General features: G+C 50.7%; 23 protein-coding genes. 4 read left to right on the top strand and 19 right to left on the bottom strand.

The genetic code is table 11. From position 1 onward, the window contains the following. Nucleotides 1–4: 4 nt before the first annotated feature. The 16 genes from FDZ78_RS01655 to FDZ78_RS01590 all read right to left on the bottom strand — a co-directional run bounded on the left by FDZ78_RS01655 (nt 5) and on the right by FDZ78_RS01590 (nt 8,141). On the bottom strand, nt 5–253 hold the full coding sequence (locus FDZ78_RS01655; RefSeq protein WP_137426169.1) for a hypothetical protein: 249 nt from the start codon (nt 251–253) through the stop codon (nt 5–7). Nucleotides 254–341: 88 nt separating this feature from the next. Continuing rightward, complete coding sequence (locus FDZ78_RS01650; protein WP_137426168.1) at nt 342–548, bottom strand: hypothetical protein; 207 nt, start codon at nt 546–548, stop codon at nt 342–344. A 4-nt stretch (nt 549–552) separates the two neighbouring features. Then, nucleotides 553–1,065: a host-nuclease inhibitor Gam family protein gene (locus FDZ78_RS01645; protein ID WP_137426167.1), complete on the bottom strand. Its 513-nt coding sequence runs from the start codon at nt 1,063–1,065 to the stop codon at nt 553–555. Nucleotides 1,066–1,102: 37 nt separating this feature from the next. Beyond that, on the bottom strand, nt 1,103–1,234 hold the full coding sequence (locus tag FDZ78_RS14895) for a hypothetical protein (protein WP_255400122.1): 132 nt from the start codon (nt 1,232–1,234) through the stop codon (nt 1,103–1,105). After that, nucleotides 1,227–1,493: a hypothetical protein gene (locus FDZ78_RS01640; protein ID WP_104403618.1), complete on the bottom strand. Its 267-nt coding sequence runs from the start codon at nt 1,491–1,493 to the stop codon at nt 1,227–1,229. Before FDZ78_RS01640 ends, FDZ78_RS14895 begins: the two co-directional genes overlap by 8 nt. 22 nt (nt 1,494–1,515) lie before the next feature. Next, nucleotides 1,516–1,683, bottom strand: a complete 168-nt coding sequence (locus FDZ78_RS14555) for a hypothetical protein (RefSeq protein WP_168189997.1) — start codon at nt 1,681–1,683, stop codon at nt 1,516–1,518. Then, the gene (locus FDZ78_RS01635) at nt 1,680–2,069 is read right to left on the bottom strand and encodes a hypothetical protein (RefSeq protein WP_104403619.1); all 390 of its coding nucleotides are present in this window, start codon (nt 2,067–2,069) and stop codon (nt 1,680–1,682) included. The genes FDZ78_RS14555 and FDZ78_RS01635 overlap by 4 nt, the downstream gene beginning before the upstream one ends. Beyond that, a complete protein-coding gene (locus FDZ78_RS01630; RefSeq protein WP_104403620.1) occupies nt 2,066–2,359 on the bottom strand; it encodes a hypothetical protein in 294 nt (97 codons plus the stop codon). Before FDZ78_RS01630 ends, FDZ78_RS01635 begins: the two co-directional genes overlap by 4 nt. Before the next feature lie 2 nt (nt 2,360–2,361). Then, complete coding sequence (locus tag FDZ78_RS01625) at nt 2,362–2,592, bottom strand: hypothetical protein (RefSeq protein ID WP_133159437.1); 231 nt, start codon at nt 2,590–2,592, stop codon at nt 2,362–2,364. A 7-nt stretch (nt 2,593–2,599) separates the two neighbouring features. Continuing rightward, nucleotides 2,600–3,067: a hypothetical protein gene (locus FDZ78_RS01620; RefSeq protein WP_104403622.1), complete on the bottom strand. Its 468-nt coding sequence runs from the start codon at nt 3,065–3,067 to the stop codon at nt 2,600–2,602. A gap of 12 nt (nt 3,068–3,079) precedes the next feature. Then, entirely contained in the window at nt 3,080–3,733 is a 654-nt protein-coding gene (locus FDZ78_RS01615) for an ATP-binding protein (protein ID WP_104403623.1), read from the bottom strand. Nucleotides 3,734–3,758: 25 nt separating this feature from the next. Beyond that, nucleotides 3,759–4,613: an ATP-binding protein gene (locus FDZ78_RS01610; RefSeq protein WP_104403624.1), complete on the bottom strand. Its 855-nt coding sequence runs from the start codon at nt 4,611–4,613 to the stop codon at nt 3,759–3,761. Nucleotides 4,614–4,644: 31 nt separating this feature from the next. Next, nucleotides 4,645–6,651 carry a hypothetical protein gene (locus FDZ78_RS01605; RefSeq protein ID WP_137426166.1) on the bottom strand — a complete coding sequence of 669 codons (2,007 nt, stop codon included), beginning with the start codon at nt 6,649–6,651 and terminating at the stop codon, nt 4,645–4,647. A gap of 453 nt (nt 6,652–7,104) precedes the next feature. After that, the gene (locus FDZ78_RS01600) at nt 7,105–7,500 is read right to left on the bottom strand and encodes a hypothetical protein (protein WP_137426165.1); all 396 of its coding nucleotides are present in this window, start codon (nt 7,498–7,500) and stop codon (nt 7,105–7,107) included. After that, the gene (locus tag FDZ78_RS01595; protein WP_137426164.1) at nt 7,500–7,724 is read right to left on the bottom strand and encodes a hypothetical protein; all 225 of its coding nucleotides are present in this window, start codon (nt 7,722–7,724) and stop codon (nt 7,500–7,502) included. Before FDZ78_RS01595 ends, FDZ78_RS01600 begins: the two co-directional genes overlap by 1 nt. A gap of 3 nt (nt 7,725–7,727) precedes the next feature. Continuing rightward, complete coding sequence (locus tag FDZ78_RS01590; RefSeq protein WP_137426163.1) at nt 7,728–8,141, bottom strand: hypothetical protein; 414 nt, start codon at nt 8,139–8,141, stop codon at nt 7,728–7,730. A gap of 131 nt (nt 8,142–8,272) precedes the next feature. Between FDZ78_RS01590 and FDZ78_RS01585 the strand changes: the two genes are divergently transcribed. Beyond that, nucleotides 8,273–8,653 (top strand): helix-turn-helix domain-containing protein, encoded by a 381-nt coding sequence (locus tag FDZ78_RS01585; RefSeq protein ID WP_107033230.1) that lies wholly within the window; start codon nt 8,273–8,275, stop codon nt 8,651–8,653. A 280-nt stretch (nt 8,654–8,933) separates the two neighbouring features. Next, the gene (locus FDZ78_RS01580) at nt 8,934–9,377 is read left to right on the top strand and encodes a hypothetical protein (protein ID WP_133166564.1); all 444 of its coding nucleotides are present in this window, start codon (nt 8,934–8,936) and stop codon (nt 9,375–9,377) included. Between the two features lie 60 nt (nt 9,378–9,437). Here the strand turns inward: FDZ78_RS01580 and FDZ78_RS01575 are convergent, their stop codons facing one another. Both FDZ78_RS01575 and FDZ78_RS01570 read right to left on the bottom strand, forming a co-directional pair. Continuing rightward, nucleotides 9,438–10,220, bottom strand: coding sequence for a transposase (locus FDZ78_RS01575; protein ID WP_137426162.1), 783 nt, complete (start codon nt 10,218–10,220; stop codon nt 9,438–9,440). Further along, entirely contained in the window at nt 10,195–10,566 is a 372-nt protein-coding gene (locus FDZ78_RS01570) for a transposase family protein (protein ID WP_107037111.1), read from the bottom strand. Before FDZ78_RS01570 ends, FDZ78_RS01575 begins: the two co-directional genes overlap by 26 nt. A gap of 30 nt (nt 10,567–10,596) precedes the next feature. Here FDZ78_RS01570 and FDZ78_RS01565 point away from each other — a divergent pair, with 30 nt between their 5' ends. Continuing rightward, entirely contained in the window at nt 10,597–11,832 is a 1,236-nt protein-coding gene (locus tag FDZ78_RS01565) for an IS4 family transposase (protein ID WP_136408822.1), read from the top strand. Between the two features lie 177 nt (nt 11,833–12,009). Next, nucleotides 12,010–12,291: a transposase family protein gene (locus FDZ78_RS01560; protein WP_107031768.1), complete on the top strand. Its 282-nt coding sequence runs from the start codon at nt 12,010–12,012 to the stop codon at nt 12,289–12,291. A 185-nt stretch (nt 12,292–12,476) separates the two neighbouring features. Here the strand turns inward: FDZ78_RS01560 and FDZ78_RS01555 are convergent, their stop codons facing one another. Then, nucleotides 12,477–15,638: an efflux RND transporter permease subunit gene (locus FDZ78_RS01555; protein WP_136408823.1), complete on the bottom strand. Its 3,162-nt coding sequence runs from the start codon at nt 15,636–15,638 to the stop codon at nt 12,477–12,479. Nucleotides 15,639–15,641 lie beyond the last annotated feature (3 nt).

Raw genomic sequence — 15,641 nt, 5'->3', positions numbered from 1 at the left:
GCTTTCATTCCCCCATGTCTATGTCGTCGAACAGGGAGGGCTGTGTGTCGCGGGGCTTGTCGGAGAATCCCTCCAGCCCACGCCGAAGATAGCCGAGGAACGTGTGGTAACACATCGGATAGACAGGGTACACAAAATGCCTCCACACCTGTTTGTAGCATTTCGCAAGGTTGCCCTCCTCGTAATGCTCGCGGGTGATGTCGCAGACGTGCTGTATGCGCAGGAGTGTATTTTTGTGAGGTTTTGTCGCCATGTTAAGAATTTAACCGCTATCTTTGCAACACGTTCCACGGTGTTGCCCGTTGTCAAGCGATTTATCCTTGCGGCGGGCGCGCTTCTTTTCATGGCCTTGCTGTGGTTTTGTTGTGTGGCTCGACCGCCACGAACCCCTCTATATGTTTTCTCACAAGTCCCGATCCGCAACATACCGGGCAGATTTCCAGGACGTGGCTGCGTCCGTCCTCGGTGCGTCCGTAGACTGAACCCTCTGCCTTGCAGTTGCGACACACCTCTATGGTGTCGCGGGCAAACTCCGTGCGCTTTCCCATAAGGCTATCCCTCCGATTTAGGTTCTACAAAGAATGTCTCGTCCTGCACCACATCGATGCAGCAGGCTTCCATTACTACCTTGCATTCGTCAAGGTCGCGCTCGGCAAGGAGTTTGTCCTTTGCCACCTCCTCGACCATGCGCACGTAGTTCTTGCCTTTGATTTTGAGCAGTTCGAGAATCCCCGCCCACGTCATCCCCTTGCGGGCTTTGAGTTTCGGATTCCCGGTGCGGAAGCCGAGGATGCCATGCGTGGTCTCCATGCTCTTGCGCTTGGTGAACAGTTCCTCGCGGTTCTCTACCGCGAACACCTGCATTTTCTCGAATGCGGCCTTTTTCTCAGCTTCGAGTTCGGCCAGTCGGTCGGCGTAGTCCTCGCGAATCTCCACGAGCTTGCCGTCCATTTCGGCGGTGAGTGATCGCTGTTGTGCGTCGGCGTCGGCGTATGCTCTGAAAGCCTCCTCCATCGCCTCGCGGCTTACGCCGCTGATGATTGTTTTCTTTTCTCTTTTTGCCATTTGTCTGTTGTTTTAATGGTGATTAAATGATGGGTGATTATCCCTTTGATATTTTGATTTGTCCGGCGCGGAACGAGTTGATTCTATCCTTGCGCTCTTTATCGTTTTTTGCGCTGAAATACATTGCTTTGTAAGCATTGCATACTGCTTCGAATCGCTCTTTATCCATTTCCGTCGTTTTTCGTGTTTAGAGGATTGTTTTGCAGCTCTGTCACGATAGCGTTAGCCATTTTTACAGCGACTTCCGCAACTTCCGCATAGGTAGGTCTGTCGCTTTCCCGGTTGGTAAGATACAGCCCCATGCAGTAGGTTGCCACATTTTGGGCTGCGTCCATGCGGTAGCGTTCCCAGTCTACTTTGTTCTGATCTGCCATTTTGCGGTTCATCGCTATCACCGCGTCCATGTACTGCTTTTCGATTACTGTCATATTATTTTTTTATTGATGGTTGTTATTCTTCTTCGCAGTCAAAGTCGGGCAGGTAATCGGCGAGTTCTGCCTTTTCGTGCGCCCAGTCCGAAAGCCACCGCATAAGGGCTGCGTATTCGGCCATCTCAAGGCTGCTCGTTACCTCGGTGATGTGTGAGGTTATCTCGTTTTCAAGTGCTTTGCGGCTCATTCGTTGATGTATGTAAATTCACCATTCAGCACTTTTACAGGCTCGCCGACCCCCATTACCCACACGCCGTTGTTGCCGTTGTTTCCCGGAGGTGTCGGAATTACCTCATGGATACTGTCCGGCGTGAGATTGGCGAATTGTGATCCTACTGCCCGACAGCAGGTGATTCGGATTTTCCGCGTTTTTTTCATGCCGGGGCAGCTAAACAGTTTTTTGCGGGAGCGTTCCTGCACGGTAATATGGTTGAAATGATACATTTTCCCGGTCAGTCCGCAAGCGGTGCAACGGTAAGTGTCGTATGTGGAGCGGCCATTGTCTCCGCCTAATGTCGTGAGGTTGGTTTTCTCCCATTGGTGGCCTCCCTCGTTCATGTGTACCTCTATCATGTCTCCGGGTTTAAGTCTTGTGGAATTATATATTGGCAGTCTGATGTGTATATTTTGGTTGAAGCGGTGATTTTATCTGCGTCCGGCTCTTCCCTGCGGGTGCTGTCTATGCCAATCTCCTTGAATTTAGCGGCAACAGTCTGCAAGGATGCTTTTGTATATACCCCGGCAAAGCCGTATCGGGTATAATAGGTCGTTACCGTCTTGCCTTTGGTAACCTTGATGTAGACCGTGATATGGCCGACACCTTTCACCTGCTTGTTGAGGTTCTCTTTTTTCTTCTCTGGCATAATTATAAATCTTTGAATTGTTCGTCGAGTATCTGCTCCCAGTCTTTGTTTAAGCCTATGGCTTGGCAAAGTCGCACATTCAGAATGAAATTCTTAAAATGTTCTATTAGACACGCTTTCTGAATATGGAGTGCGGCAATTGCCTCGTCGTATTCCACGACCCCGACCACGTGGCCGTCATTGCCCATACAGGTTTTGGTGCGCTCTTTTAGATGTTCTATTGCTGTACTCATGCCTGTATCAGTTCAGAAGATTGTTATCCGTGCCAAACCGCGCTTCGTATGCTATCTTCTCGGCCACCTCGTTCACGCTCTTTGCATCTTTTTGCTTGCGCAGGAACATATTGTAGATGGTGGTGAGCCGTTCAAGAGAGATTTTGTTGAAATTGTCGGTCTTTGCCGCTTGACACGCCACGCCTTTTATGTAGTTTATCCCCTCGTCGCCTTTGCCGATCATGCGCAGCCAACCTCCGATGGCCGCTATCACGCGCTTGCGCATCTTGTCTGTTTTAGCATCCTCCGGGTTCAGTATCTCGTTGAGGTGGTCGCAGAGTTCCAAGAGTTCCGCGTTTGTAAGATCCTTGCTGCTCTCCACGCCGTAGCCGGATATAAGAGCCAGTTTCATGTCCGCGTCCATGTTGAGCCGGGCGCAGAGCGTGTGGAATTTTTTAAGCAGCCACTTCTGCTGTTGTGCCGTAACTGTTGCCATAATATCTCGTTTTTATTGGTTGGTCTCCTTGTCTATTATTTGAGCGTAGTATTTGGCCGCACCCTCCGGCCATATCACAAACTCCTCGCCGCCTCCCTCCGCGGTGGCAAAGCGGGTCGTGGGGTATGCCTTGAAACCCTCCACGCGGATCTTCACCTCGGCCAGTTTGCGGACGTGCCGCGCCACCGCCGGATAGGGCTTGCCGTTTTCCTCGTGGGCGATGAAGATGAAAAGTTTGTCGGGGAATTCGTCCATAAGCGAGGCAAAGGTGCTGCGCGTGAACCCCACAAGCGCGGTTATGGAATCTATCACCACAACCTGCGGACTTTTGCGCTTGCGCAGCCTCTCGCGCAATGCCGGGATCTGTTCCTTTGAGTAGACCACAACCTTGTTGCCGACCTCGGCCATGTTCGCGTCTAACCAAGAGTTTTTGAATGATAGCGACAAGCCCTGTTCGATGGTGTCGTAGGCGGCTTTGTCTACAAACTGCGTCAGATAGGCAAGAAGCGAGAGCGCGAAATGGGTCTTGCCGCTGCCGCTCTCCCCGAAGATGATCCACGCGCCGCGCAGTTCCGGCTTCCCGAATGTGGCGAGCCACTCCCCGGTGAAGTCGGCGACCTTGAAATTCGCGTCGCACACGTTGCGGTTGCTTAATGCCTTTGCCATTGTTTAATTGGTGTTTGACCGGGGTTTAACCCTCGGCTGATTTCAGTTTGAGGGCGCACACAAGGCGTTTTACGCGCCGCAGGTCGTTGTCGGCATCGTCAATGATACGTTCTATCTCCCGGCGGTCTTCAAGGCCGTTGGCGGTGCATACGGCCTTTATGTCGCCCCGGTTCACAACAGGCATCGGTATGAATTTGCGGCCTATGCGTGAGTATATCTCCTTGTAGCCTTTGCGGTTGTTCACCACTCCGCGCTCTATCCGCTTTTTGAGGTATTGCGTGGCGCAGAGGACGATTCCCACGGTATCTTCCAGTTTGTTGTATATGGTGATGAAGAAGTGCAGCACCTGGTCGGAGAGTTTGTCGGCCTCGTCCAACACTATCAGAACCCCCTCTCGGCGTTTGAGCTGCCGTATGGCCTCGCGCATCATGTCGGCCACCGTCGAGCCGCCGGGTTCTGTGCCGAGGCTCTGCAGCAGTTCCCCGAGAAACTCCTTGCGGTTCCAATATTCGGAGCAGCTCAACGCTATCACGTTTCTGTTGCTCCCGGCATATACCTTTATCGCCTGACTTTTGCCGCAGCCCGCGTCGCCTGTAACGGCCATCACGAGCGAGTGCCGCTGCGCGTCGGTCAGCACCTGTGTCATGCGCCTGTAACCCTCGGTCTCTATCACGACCCAGTTGCGCGGGTCATAGCCGATTTGGTTGCCTACCGTGCGCCACATGTCGTCGGAGATTAGATCCCAGTTGCCGTTGAGTATCTGGCTCACGGTGGCCGCGCTCACGCCACGCAGGGATTTGGCGGCGGCGTTTTGGCTCTCCTTGCTGTCTACATACGTCCGCAGTTTGGCGGCTATGGCTTCTTTTTCTGTCTGTTTCATTTCCTATATTAGTTTTATGATTATCCGTTAATCAATAGAGGTCGCGTGTCGATTCGGCTATGCCCGCGCCCGCGCTTTCCTCGTATGCGGTCTCCTCGGTTACGTCTGTGTATTCGAGGCGGTATTGGCTCTTGCGGTCTTTGTTCTGTCCCCGGCTGTCGGTGAGTATGCCTGTTATGTATGGGTTGCCGAGGTCGGGGTGGCGCAACAGGCTCTCACGCGCTATCTCGGTGGCTTGCCTGTCGTATTCTATCACGGTGCGTTTCAGTTCGTCGTTGAAGTCCTTTACCTTTTGCAGTTCCTCCGCGTCTCCGGGACGGCGGTCGGCAAGTGCCATCGGCTGCAGGTGCTTTTCTTTTAGCAGTATGCGGATGTCCCCCTCGTCGCTCACGGCCAAGACCTCTTGCATATTGTCGGGGTCATATTTGATGCTCCACCGCAGGTGTGCGTATTTTCTGAATTCGAGGTCGAAGCTGTCGTATGTCCTGCGCTCTCCGAGAAGCCGGACGTTGAGGCCGCTGCCCTCCAATGTGTTCTTGTAGCCTGTCTCCTGCCCGAAGTTCAGCAGGTAGCTTTCAATCGGCATCGGCAGAAGTCGGTCGGCGGGTATGCGGCTGAATCCGGCCACATATTCCTCGCGCTTGGCGGCGCGTTCCGATTCGATGATCCATTCTATCTGCGCCCTTACCCCGGCCTCGTCGGGTATCTGCCCCTTGTGCGCGTTGAGCCATTCCATATTGGGCTGGCTCTCCTTGCGGGAGGTTATGCCGTAGCCGCTCCAGTTGCCGGAGCATTTTTTAGCGTATTTGTGGTTGAGCCGTCTGAAATACGGCTCTATCGGCTTGGCCTTTGCGTTGCCTACCTGTGCGGGGGTTACATATTCGGCCATGCCGTAGGTCGGTAGCATCACCTTGATTCGGTAGTTGTCGCTCTGTATCTGCACAGGCCGCAGACGTTGGCCGAAAAGCTGCGCCGTGTGGTTCGTCGCATCGCGGAGCGCGGCTTTTATCAGTTCCGGGCTTTCTTGATAGCCTGTGGCGTAGCCTATCGGGTATTTGTTGAAAGGATCGAGTACCACTACCACCGTCATGCGGTTGCAGTATGTGGTACGACCGCCGCGCTTCCCCTCGGTGCGCTTTTTGTAGTATAGCTCCACCGTCCATCCGTCGAGCGACCAGAACAGCATCGGCGCGGTCGGTGCAAAGCGTTTGTTCTGCATTCCGTAGCGGTTCATATATTCCTTTGCTCCGTGCCGTCCGGCGTTCACAAGCCATCCGAGTTTCTGCAGCCATACCAACATCGTCTGGCGCGTCACTTTCGGCCATCCGAAAGCCTCGCATACCGTATTGTAGTAGTCGGCCACCTCCTGTCCGTCGAGGTTGGTATGATGCTCCAAGAATTTGGTGAGCCATGCCACCTGCTCCGGGGTCGCAACCCTCGCGGCGTTCTTGTTGCGGAACTTACCCGAAATCAACACCTCGTAATTGGGCTGGCCTCCTTTGAAATATTCCTGGTATTTGCGTTGCAGCACTCGCGGATTCTCCGGGAGGCTGTGGGGATAGATGTCGGCCACGCGGGGGAGGTGTGCCGCCACTGCCGCCCAAAAGTCGCTCATCTTTACCCGGCGGCTCTTGCCGACTTTTTTCTGTTCGGCCTCGGCTTCCATGAGTTTCACACGGCATGCGTTGAGTATCGAGGCGGAGTTGGTGTAGAGCATCCGTTTCTCGTCGCTCAGTCCCCGCGCTCCCTCTATGCTCACTCCCTCGTAGTAAGTGGCGGCTCTCTGGTCTATCACGATTATGTCGATGAATGCCCGCGCCTTTGCCTGTGCCTCCGGGTCTACATACCGCCGCTTGACCTCTGCTCGGTGTCCTGCCGCCAATCTGTTCACATCATAGAGTGCGGGGACACCGTTGCAACCACGACGTACCCGAAGACCTTTGTCCTTTTTGCAGTAGTACATCAGTGTGTCGGCTGTCATAATGCCGTCGGTAAGTTCGGCGTGTGTTGCGCAAAGAATGCCGTCGCAATACTCCATACTTTTTTGTAATTTTGTAGTCGTTAATTCTTTAATCGCTCTTTATGAAAAAGCCCGCTATCATCAAGCCGTGGGAGATTGCCTTTTGCGTAATCTATTATGGACGATACTCACTGTTTCAGAATCGACCGTTAGTCCACGAGACTCTAAAAAACATAGCACATCTTCAAGACTGCGAGTATTACGCACCTGCGATACCTGCCATTCTTTCTGAATCTGTCGCCAAAGGCTTAAAAGACGGTTCAGAATTGTGGGTTGAAGATTACTTCTTCCGTTCCGGAGAGAAGCCGCCAATGCCTCGATATATGTTCGCCCGTCTGATTGCTTCTGTTTTTCAGCGGTATGGACAAAATACCGATATGCCATTCTGCGTCTGTCAACGGGGGATAGCAGAGATGCGAGCTCTTGGGCAGTGCACATGGCCTTTGGAGGATTGTAATACTTGACCATACCTCAGAGCGACATCGCCACCTCCTGTATGGCTGCTATTTCGGTTAACCTCGGGCTTTGCCATTCGCCTCTGACCTCGCCGCGCTTGTCACGTATCACCACAAGCCCGGTGTCGAAGCATCCCTCCAACGTCGCTCCGTTCTCAAAAGACTGCACCATGTAGCGGTGCATGCCCTTGTCGGCATCTTCGCGGTTGGTGATGTAGATGGCCTCGAACTCCGGCGTAAGAACCATCTGCTGCCCGCCGCGCTCTATCGCTGCCTTGCGGATGCGCTTGTGTATGTCATTACTTTTGCGGTATTTTACCGCTTCCCACACGGTTACGCCTGAGCAGCCGATCATCTTCTGCAGATACTTGCGTTCCTCCGGGGTGATTACGATAATTCTTTTACGTTCCATTATTTTTTGAGTTTGGTGATTTGGTTTCCTATGCTTGTTATCTGTTCCTCCAAGATTCCGAGAACATAGCAGACCGTGCCATATACCCGGCTGTCGGCAAACTCCTTTTCGGTCTGCAAGCGAGCCTCGATGAAGTCGGCCACTCCCGTTATCTCGTCGTGTGCCTTTATCAAGGGGCGTTTGACCCCCTGTAAGGCTTCTATGTATTCCTCCGTTGTAATCATGGCTCAGTCTTCAAATTGGCTATGAAGTCCCACAGCGATGTTATACATTTCCTGCTTGGTCTCAAATTCCCAAGTGTGTGCGAGATTCTCTATCGCGTTGGTTGAGTGGCGTGTCGGGCTTCCGTGCAGAATATCATCGGCGAGGTGTTCTACCGTGTGGCGCAGATATTCCTTTGCGCTCTCCTCGGTTGTGTCCGGGTGCGCGAGTTGTGTCAGCATATCGCGGTAGAAGTTGCGCAGGAGATGCCGCTTGTATATATCCTCGCATTTCCAGCCGAGGTGATATGTGAAGTCCTCTCCAAGAGCTTTCATGTTCTCCTGTATTTTGCCATTCTCATTTTCAAGGCGGTTCGCTACTATGCGCTGCACAAGGTTTAGAGCCTTCCGTTCCGTGGTGTTGTTCGCTTCTGTTGTCATATTCCTTTCGGTTCTTTACTGTTATCTCGCCAAATTTTAGTACCTTTGGCGGCTGTTAAAATTTTAATTCGCTGCAAAGTTAGTACACAATTTGTTTACTGCAAAATTTTTTGGCGATAAAAGTACACAAAATGGAAACTTTTTCATCTGACGACATATTAGACCGCCTAAAAACGGCTCTATCACTCAAAAGCGATACCGATTTAGGTAATAGGTTGGGAGTGTCAAAGGCTGCCATCTCTAATTGGAGAAAGCGCAATACCATTGATTATCCCCTTGTGTTTTCATTTTGTGAACACATCAATATAGACTGGCTTATTACAGGTAGAGGTGATATGGAACTTAAAGCACCCCAAACTAATTCATACCTGCCACAGAGTGAATTAATGGATCGCATTGTAAATCAAGCAAAGGAGATTGGCCGTTTAGAGGCTGAATTAGCCGAAACAAAAAAACACGCGGAGCGGCTTGCGGCACTTGTCGATACAGACGCATCTGCGCGTGTAGGTTAATAGGTTTCTCACTCTTTCCATTCAAACGCCGCGACCGCTGATAGGCCGCTTTTTTAGTGCGTTTTATTTATTTTTCGCCGTTTCCATGGTCTGCGTAGCCTTAAGTCGCATAATTACAGAGGGTTATGGCGTCTTGGCAACTCGTAATTACCCCGCTTTTTGTGGTATTATAGGGGGTGTTATCGCTTAGAATTGCCCGATTTTTAACCGATTTTTGACCTTATAGGGGTTTGAACACGCTTTAAAATGGTACTGAAAACTCCAACCAACACTCCAACCAATGCTCCAAGCATCACAAAATTTTGATGATTTTCGGCTGAAACGACGGGTGCAACTGTCGGCGGCAAATATCCCGGAGCATAGCGTTCAAACGGTCTTTAACAGGCTTTCAATCGCCGCTCAAACAGTCTTTAATCAGTGTTGCGACATACGTTCCCGGCCACGCCACTACCACAGCCAACTACACGCCTATAAATGGCCGTATTTCCGCGCATTTAGCCGCGCCACGGCCTTTCCATCATTCCACGAATCAACGACCGCCACAGGCCACCGACGCGCCTCATGCAGCTGGACACGCAATAAAAAAGGCCGCACTACAAGCGCGACCGCACACAATCCAATTTCAATCCAACTTACTATCCAACCAACCGCTCCGAAAATCCAAGCAAAATCCAAGCAAATGTACTTTTCGTTTTTTCGGCCATTTCACGACATCGCGCCGTAACTCACTGAAACATCGCGGCTTCTGACCTCCGACCGCTCACTCAACATTGCACGTTTCGTTTTACCGCCCATACAATGCCATTACCTTTTCATACCACTTGTTCATCCTCCCCATGGCTTTTGTCGGTGAGATTTTAGCGTTGAAAATCTTGCGCAGCTCCATCGCAAGGCTGTATGCAGCCTTCAACATTGGATAGTATTTGAACAGTATGTTGACACGATGGCGCTGTATGTCAGTCCATTTGTTCTGCGACATCATCAGAGTGTGTTTGCTGCGGGCCAGTATCTGGCGCATGGTCTCTCCGTTGGAGTACGTTACCGGCGGTTCGGACTTGTTGCGGTTGTTTTCCTCTGCGATGAGCTGTCGGCGAATGTCAATGCGGATTTCGTCAACGGCCTCATTATAGACCTGTTGGACATGAAAACGGTCGTTGACTACATGGGCGTTATAGAACACTTCTGCGGCTATGAGCATCATTGATGGCGAGAGATCGCAGGTCACTTCCTTGACCCTGCGTCTGATTGATTTCTCCATAGCTCCGATGAGTATGGATATAATTTCGTCACTCTTTGTTCCGGGAATGGCTGCCGCAAGTGTTCCCTTGCCTCCGTGGCCGTCCTTGTTGGTCAGGAACGTCCATACCTCCCCGTTGCTCAGACACGTCTCATCAAGACTCATGTAAGGGCCGATATTATCGGCGTTGAAATAGAACCCACAGCCAAGCTCCTGTTCGCACCAGTCGGCGTAACCGCTTATCTTATTGCGGTACAAGTCGGCAAAATGTTTGCCGTTGACGCAGTACATCTGCGCTATCTGTTTAATCGACAGGGCTGTCGTCTCCACCTTCGTCTTTTAAAAAAGCCACGAACTCGGCGCTGAGTCGTGTTCCTTCCTCGTTGGGAAGTTCGAGATTGTAGCTGAAGATTTCGTTGGTCTGCCTGTCCCACCACTTGTTCTTGCGCATGTGAAGAAATACAGGCCGTCCACGCATCGGATAGTCCTGTATTGTTACATAATCCGTATAGCCTCGCGCTACGATATTTGGATTACGATAGTCTTCATCAGACAGTTTCTTCTTTTCGTCAAGCCATATGTCATAGGACTGTTCCGTGCGCTCGAAGCGCACCATTTCAAATAGTTCGTCCATGCCCTCGGGCAGGCACATCCATATTGCATCTGCGGTTTTCATGCCACAAATTTAACACTTTTCTCAAAATTCATGCACCGTGCTTTCGGCTTGACCCGTAATTTCTTCGGACAGCCGATATATGGACAGCTGATAAAATCACTCAATCGTGAAAAAATTGTTGAATTCAGCCGAAAACACGGCGGAGAGAAGTATGTAAAGAGCTTTGACGGCTATACGCATCTGCTTACGATGCTCTATGCCGTGATCCAGCGCTTCGACTCATTGCGTGAGATAGAGACATCTATGACAGCGGAGGTTCGCAAACTGCACCATGTCGGAATTGATACTGTACCAAAGCGCAGCACCCTGTCGGATGCAAATGCCCGACGGTCAGAGAAGTTCTTTGAGGATGTCTATCGCGACCTGTATGCAGCCAACAAAGACATTCTTTCATCGGACAGCAGACGCAACGGCACGGAAGAGTGGATAAAGCAGCTTAGGATTATCGATTCCACTACAATCACATTGTTCTCCAACGCTATTTTCAAGGGCGTTGGTCGACACCCCAAGACGGGAAAGAAGAAAGGCGGCATAAAGGTACACTCTGTCATACACGCCAACGAGGGGGTTCCCTGCGATGTGCAGTTCACTTCGGCGGCCACCAATGACTCTTTCATGCTTGCTCCGAGCCATTACAGCCACAACGAGATAGTCGCTCTTGACCGCGCCTATATCAATTATGCCAAATTCGAGGAACTGACGGACCGTGGCGTTGTATATGTCACCAAAATGAAGAAAAACCTCAGTTATGAGGTACTTGTAGACTGTATGCATCAGAACCCGCAGGGACTGATGGAATACCGTGAACAGGTCGTGGTGTTCCGTAAAGACGGCATAAACCACATCGCCAGAATAATTACATACGTTGACATCAAGAAGAACGGGAAGCCAAAACTCATATCGCTTCTGACCAACGACTTCGACATGCCGCCAGAGACAATCGTGGCGATATACCGCCGCCGATGGCAGATAGAGTCTCTTTTCAAGCAGATCAAACAGAACTTCCCCTTGAGATACTTCTATGGCGAGAGCGCCAACGCCATCAAAATCCAGATATGGGTTACACTCATCGCAAATCTGCTGCTGTCAGTACTTCAAAGCAAACTCGAAAGACGTTGGAGCTTCTCAGGGCTTGCTACAATCGTCAGAATTGTGCTGATGTATTACCTGAATCTCGAAAAGTTCCTCAATCAGCCCGATGCAGACCTGAAAATCATGCTCGCCGAAGCATCGGAATCGCCTCCCGAAGTTCCTGAAAACTGCTGAGGGGGCTTGTCAAATACAAAAAGTAAGTCCAACTTCTGCCGTTCAGGAAGTTGGACTCGCCTTTTTATGGTTTAGCGGACAGTAATATTTTTCTAACGGGTTTGAAAGTGATTCCGGGTCAGCGGATTTTTCCGGTGGGCGGAAGGGGATGTCGGAGCATAGTGTTAGCTTGGCAAAATGAAACCAGACCAACTACTCAGATCCATCCTCCCCGAAGTCCTGATAGACAACTTCGACATTGACCGCTTTGAAAAAAGCGAGAGCCGTTTCGACATTTGGCTTGATGAAAAGAATGAACAACTTAGCGAAGACAAGTACAATAAAAACATAATCTGCTACGGTTTTGGTGATTACCGAACCATACAGGATTATCCCATAAGGGGGCGTGCCACATACCTGCATGTGCGGAAGCGCAAGTGGCTTGACTGGAGACAGTTTGCTGGAAAGAATGAGCAATGATTGTCATATATAAGCATTTGCCATATATTTAGAGGCCGTTTAAAAACAATAGTTAAAATCTGAGCGAAAGTTTTGAGGTGGATATGACTCCTTCCTCATTTGCAACAATTTATCTAAAAGATAAACCACTCAGTTTTTAACTATTGGTTTTAAACGACCTCTTATATCCCGTTCCCCGATATTTATTAATTCCGTGGGCGCATATCTCTCCGGATTACCAGGATCGGAAGTATTAACAAAATAGCAAGTATTGAGACTGCCAGGCCTCCCATTGTACCTATGGCAAGCGGAAACCAGAAAGATTCTTTACTCTCGCCGATTATAAAAGGTATGAATCCGAGGATGGTCGACATGACAGTCAGCAGTATGGGAACTATCTTGACGCGGAAAGCACGCAGATAGGTTTTCAATGGTGCCATTTGCGGATATCCGGCTTGCAATGAATTGTATTCATTGAGAATATATATCGCAGCGTTAACGGTGATGCCTGCAAGCAGTATGAAGGACGCGAAGCCTCCCTGATCAAAGTTAAGTTTGAACAGATAGAACGAGGCGAAAACTCCGATGAATGACACCGGTATGATGAAAATGATGGCAAATGGCTGTCGCAGTGAATTAAACAGTATCGAGGTTGTGAAGAATATTATGCCCATGACGAGCAACAGCAGCAAGTAATTCCCGCTTTCATCTTTGGCTTTCCACTGGCGCTGCTCTCTTTCGGCTTTATATCCCACCGGCATGAGGGCATTGATTGTCTCAAGGTCGCGGTCGAGCACTTTATCGCCCTGCATGTTGGAACCTATATATTCATATTGAAGACACATCACATATTCCTGGTTTTTCTTGACAATGTCCTGCGGGGCCTGACGTTTTTCTATCGAGCCTATATCTGACAGTTTGAATGTGCGCCCTCTGACGGTAAAAGGCTGACGCATGAGGGTGAAAATATCGTAGGCATCCGACTGGATGGAATAGAGATTTATACGCTGCGATGTGCGGTCTACAACAATCTGCCCGCAGTTGATCTCCCGACCGAATGTCGGCTTGATTGCCGAGAATAGCTGTGTGGCTGTGATGCCGTATTTAGCCATGCGGTCCCTGTCAAAAACCAGGTGAAACTCCGTATAGTCATCCTTCCAGTTAGAGAACTCGGATGCTACCGCCACTTCCTTGATGCGACGGTGGGTCAGCAGTGTGTCACGCATACGGTAGGCCCAGTCAGAGAGTTCGTCATAATTGTAGCCTGTCATCTTCACGCGGTAGCTTCCGGCCGTCTCTCTGACATCGTTGCTGAACCCTTGGTCTTCAAGACCATATACGCTCCATGAACCGCCACCGAGTGTAAGAGCCTTGGATATGACCTCGCCCTTCAGTTTGTAAGGGAATCCGTCATGCTGATGCCCCTCATTGAACATCACCGAAATGGATGCACGACGGGCACTTGACACGGAAGTCTGAAACTGGCGTATTTCCTTAAACCCGCACAAATAGGCCTCCATCTGCCTTACAAGTGCGTCCATCTGCCGGAGTGTAGCTCCGTTGGGCAGAGTGGCGTTGATATGCAGAACCGGCTCACTATTGTCGCGGTCCCAATAGGAACCGTTGTAGACTTTTTCGACAAACAGTCGCAGAGTGCCACCGAGTGCAATGTCGGTCACCGGTCTGATTTTCTCCCGATATGTCGGGCTTCCGAATATGGAATTATATTTCTCTGTCCAGTATCCCTCACCTTCGATTTTATCCGGGAGCATGAACACCGGCAATCCGAAAGAGAGTATCACAATAACAATCATGGCGACCCTGAACCGCAGCATAAACCGAACTATGCTGGCATAAAGACGTGAAAGGCTCAGAGAGACCCGATGGCGCAGACTGCGGAATTTTACGTTCTTGCCATTCACCCTTTGCAGGCCAAGCCTCTCCACAAGTGCTGGCACAAGCAGCAGTGCCACCGCGAGCGAGACGGAGAGATTGATGATGACCACTGTGACAAAATCCTCCAGACTTAGGCGTGTTTTCTCGTCCATGAAATAGACCACCGACAATGCGCCGATTGTGGTAATTGTAGCGGCAAGAATGGCGGTGAAAGCCCGCAGGTTACGCCGGCGCGTGTAGTGATCGGCCATTACAATGAGATTGTCGATGACGAGATTGAGTGAAATTGTGATTCCTGCGAGTGTATAGAGCTGGATTTCGATGTGGGCGAAATAATAGAACACTGCCGCCACGGCAAGATTGATTGTCAGGCCTATGGTTATCATCAGCACATAGCGAAAATTGAGAGTGACAAGGCCAACGAACAGCAGGAGTATCAGCACTGTGAGTCCTGTGCGGAAATATATCTTATCGAGCTCGCCGCGAATGCTTTCGGTTGCGTCATATGACAGGTCAATCATATAGCCCTCAGGCATTACAGTCTCAAATCGGCTGACGGCTGTCCTGATTTCTTCAGCCAGCGTAAGCTGATTGGCATCCTCCTCGGATGTAATATTTACATAGATGGAGTTAAGCCCGTTGATGCGGAAATGACTTTTAGGTGCCGCCTCGGTGTGGATGACACTCACAAGTTTATCAAGAGTGACCGATAAGCCGCTGTTCAGTCTGACGGAAATTTCCGATGGGATAAATGAGCCGGCCGTGCCATCGGTATGCAGCGATAGGCGGATGTATTCAGATTTGTCACCGTCATCGGCTATGACAGGTGCCATGCCAAGAAATTCGCTGGTATAATGCTCGCGTATGGCCTGACGCAGATCGGACGGCGTAAGGCCGAGCGATGACAGCCTGTCTATATCGTAATGCAGCTGCCACTCCATAGGCTGCGCACCGTTGAGTTCTACCTTATATACTCCGGGGATACGGGCAAGGAGCGGTTTGAGATTTTCTTCTCCATAAGTCTGGATTTCTGACGGATTGGCCGGAGCGTTGAGACGGTAGACCATGAATGGCCTGGAGCTCTCCTTCTCAACCGCGCGGGCCGATATGGATGGGTAGCTGACACCCTCGGGCAGTTCGCTCCATATCTGCCTGACGAGTGTCGAGACCTCAAAACGCACCATATCGATGTCGGCATGCTTGTCAAGGTCGATTGACACGCGGCCGCCCCCGTTGGATGATTTTGAGCTGATGCCTTTCACTCCACTGACACGCGCGAGCACTGATTCGATGCGTGAAGTGACCTCGGCCTCGATGGTTCTGGCCGAACTGCCCTGCATCGAGAAACTGACTGTGAGTGACGGCAGATTGCGCGAAGGAGCGAGTTTGACCGGAAGGAACGGCACAAGCGCGCATCCCACCAGCGACAGGACGATAAAAATGACTATTATGGAAAACGATCGTGAGGCCATCTG

The sequence above is a fragment of the Duncaniella sp. B8 genome, from assembly GCF_005304985.1.
GTDB classification, from domain to species: domain Bacteria; phylum Bacteroidota; class Bacteroidia; order Bacteroidales; family Muribaculaceae; genus Duncaniella; species Duncaniella muris.
The sequence above is the reverse complement of the archived record's forward strand: the minus strand, read 5'-3'. Positions and strand labels throughout refer to the sequence as shown.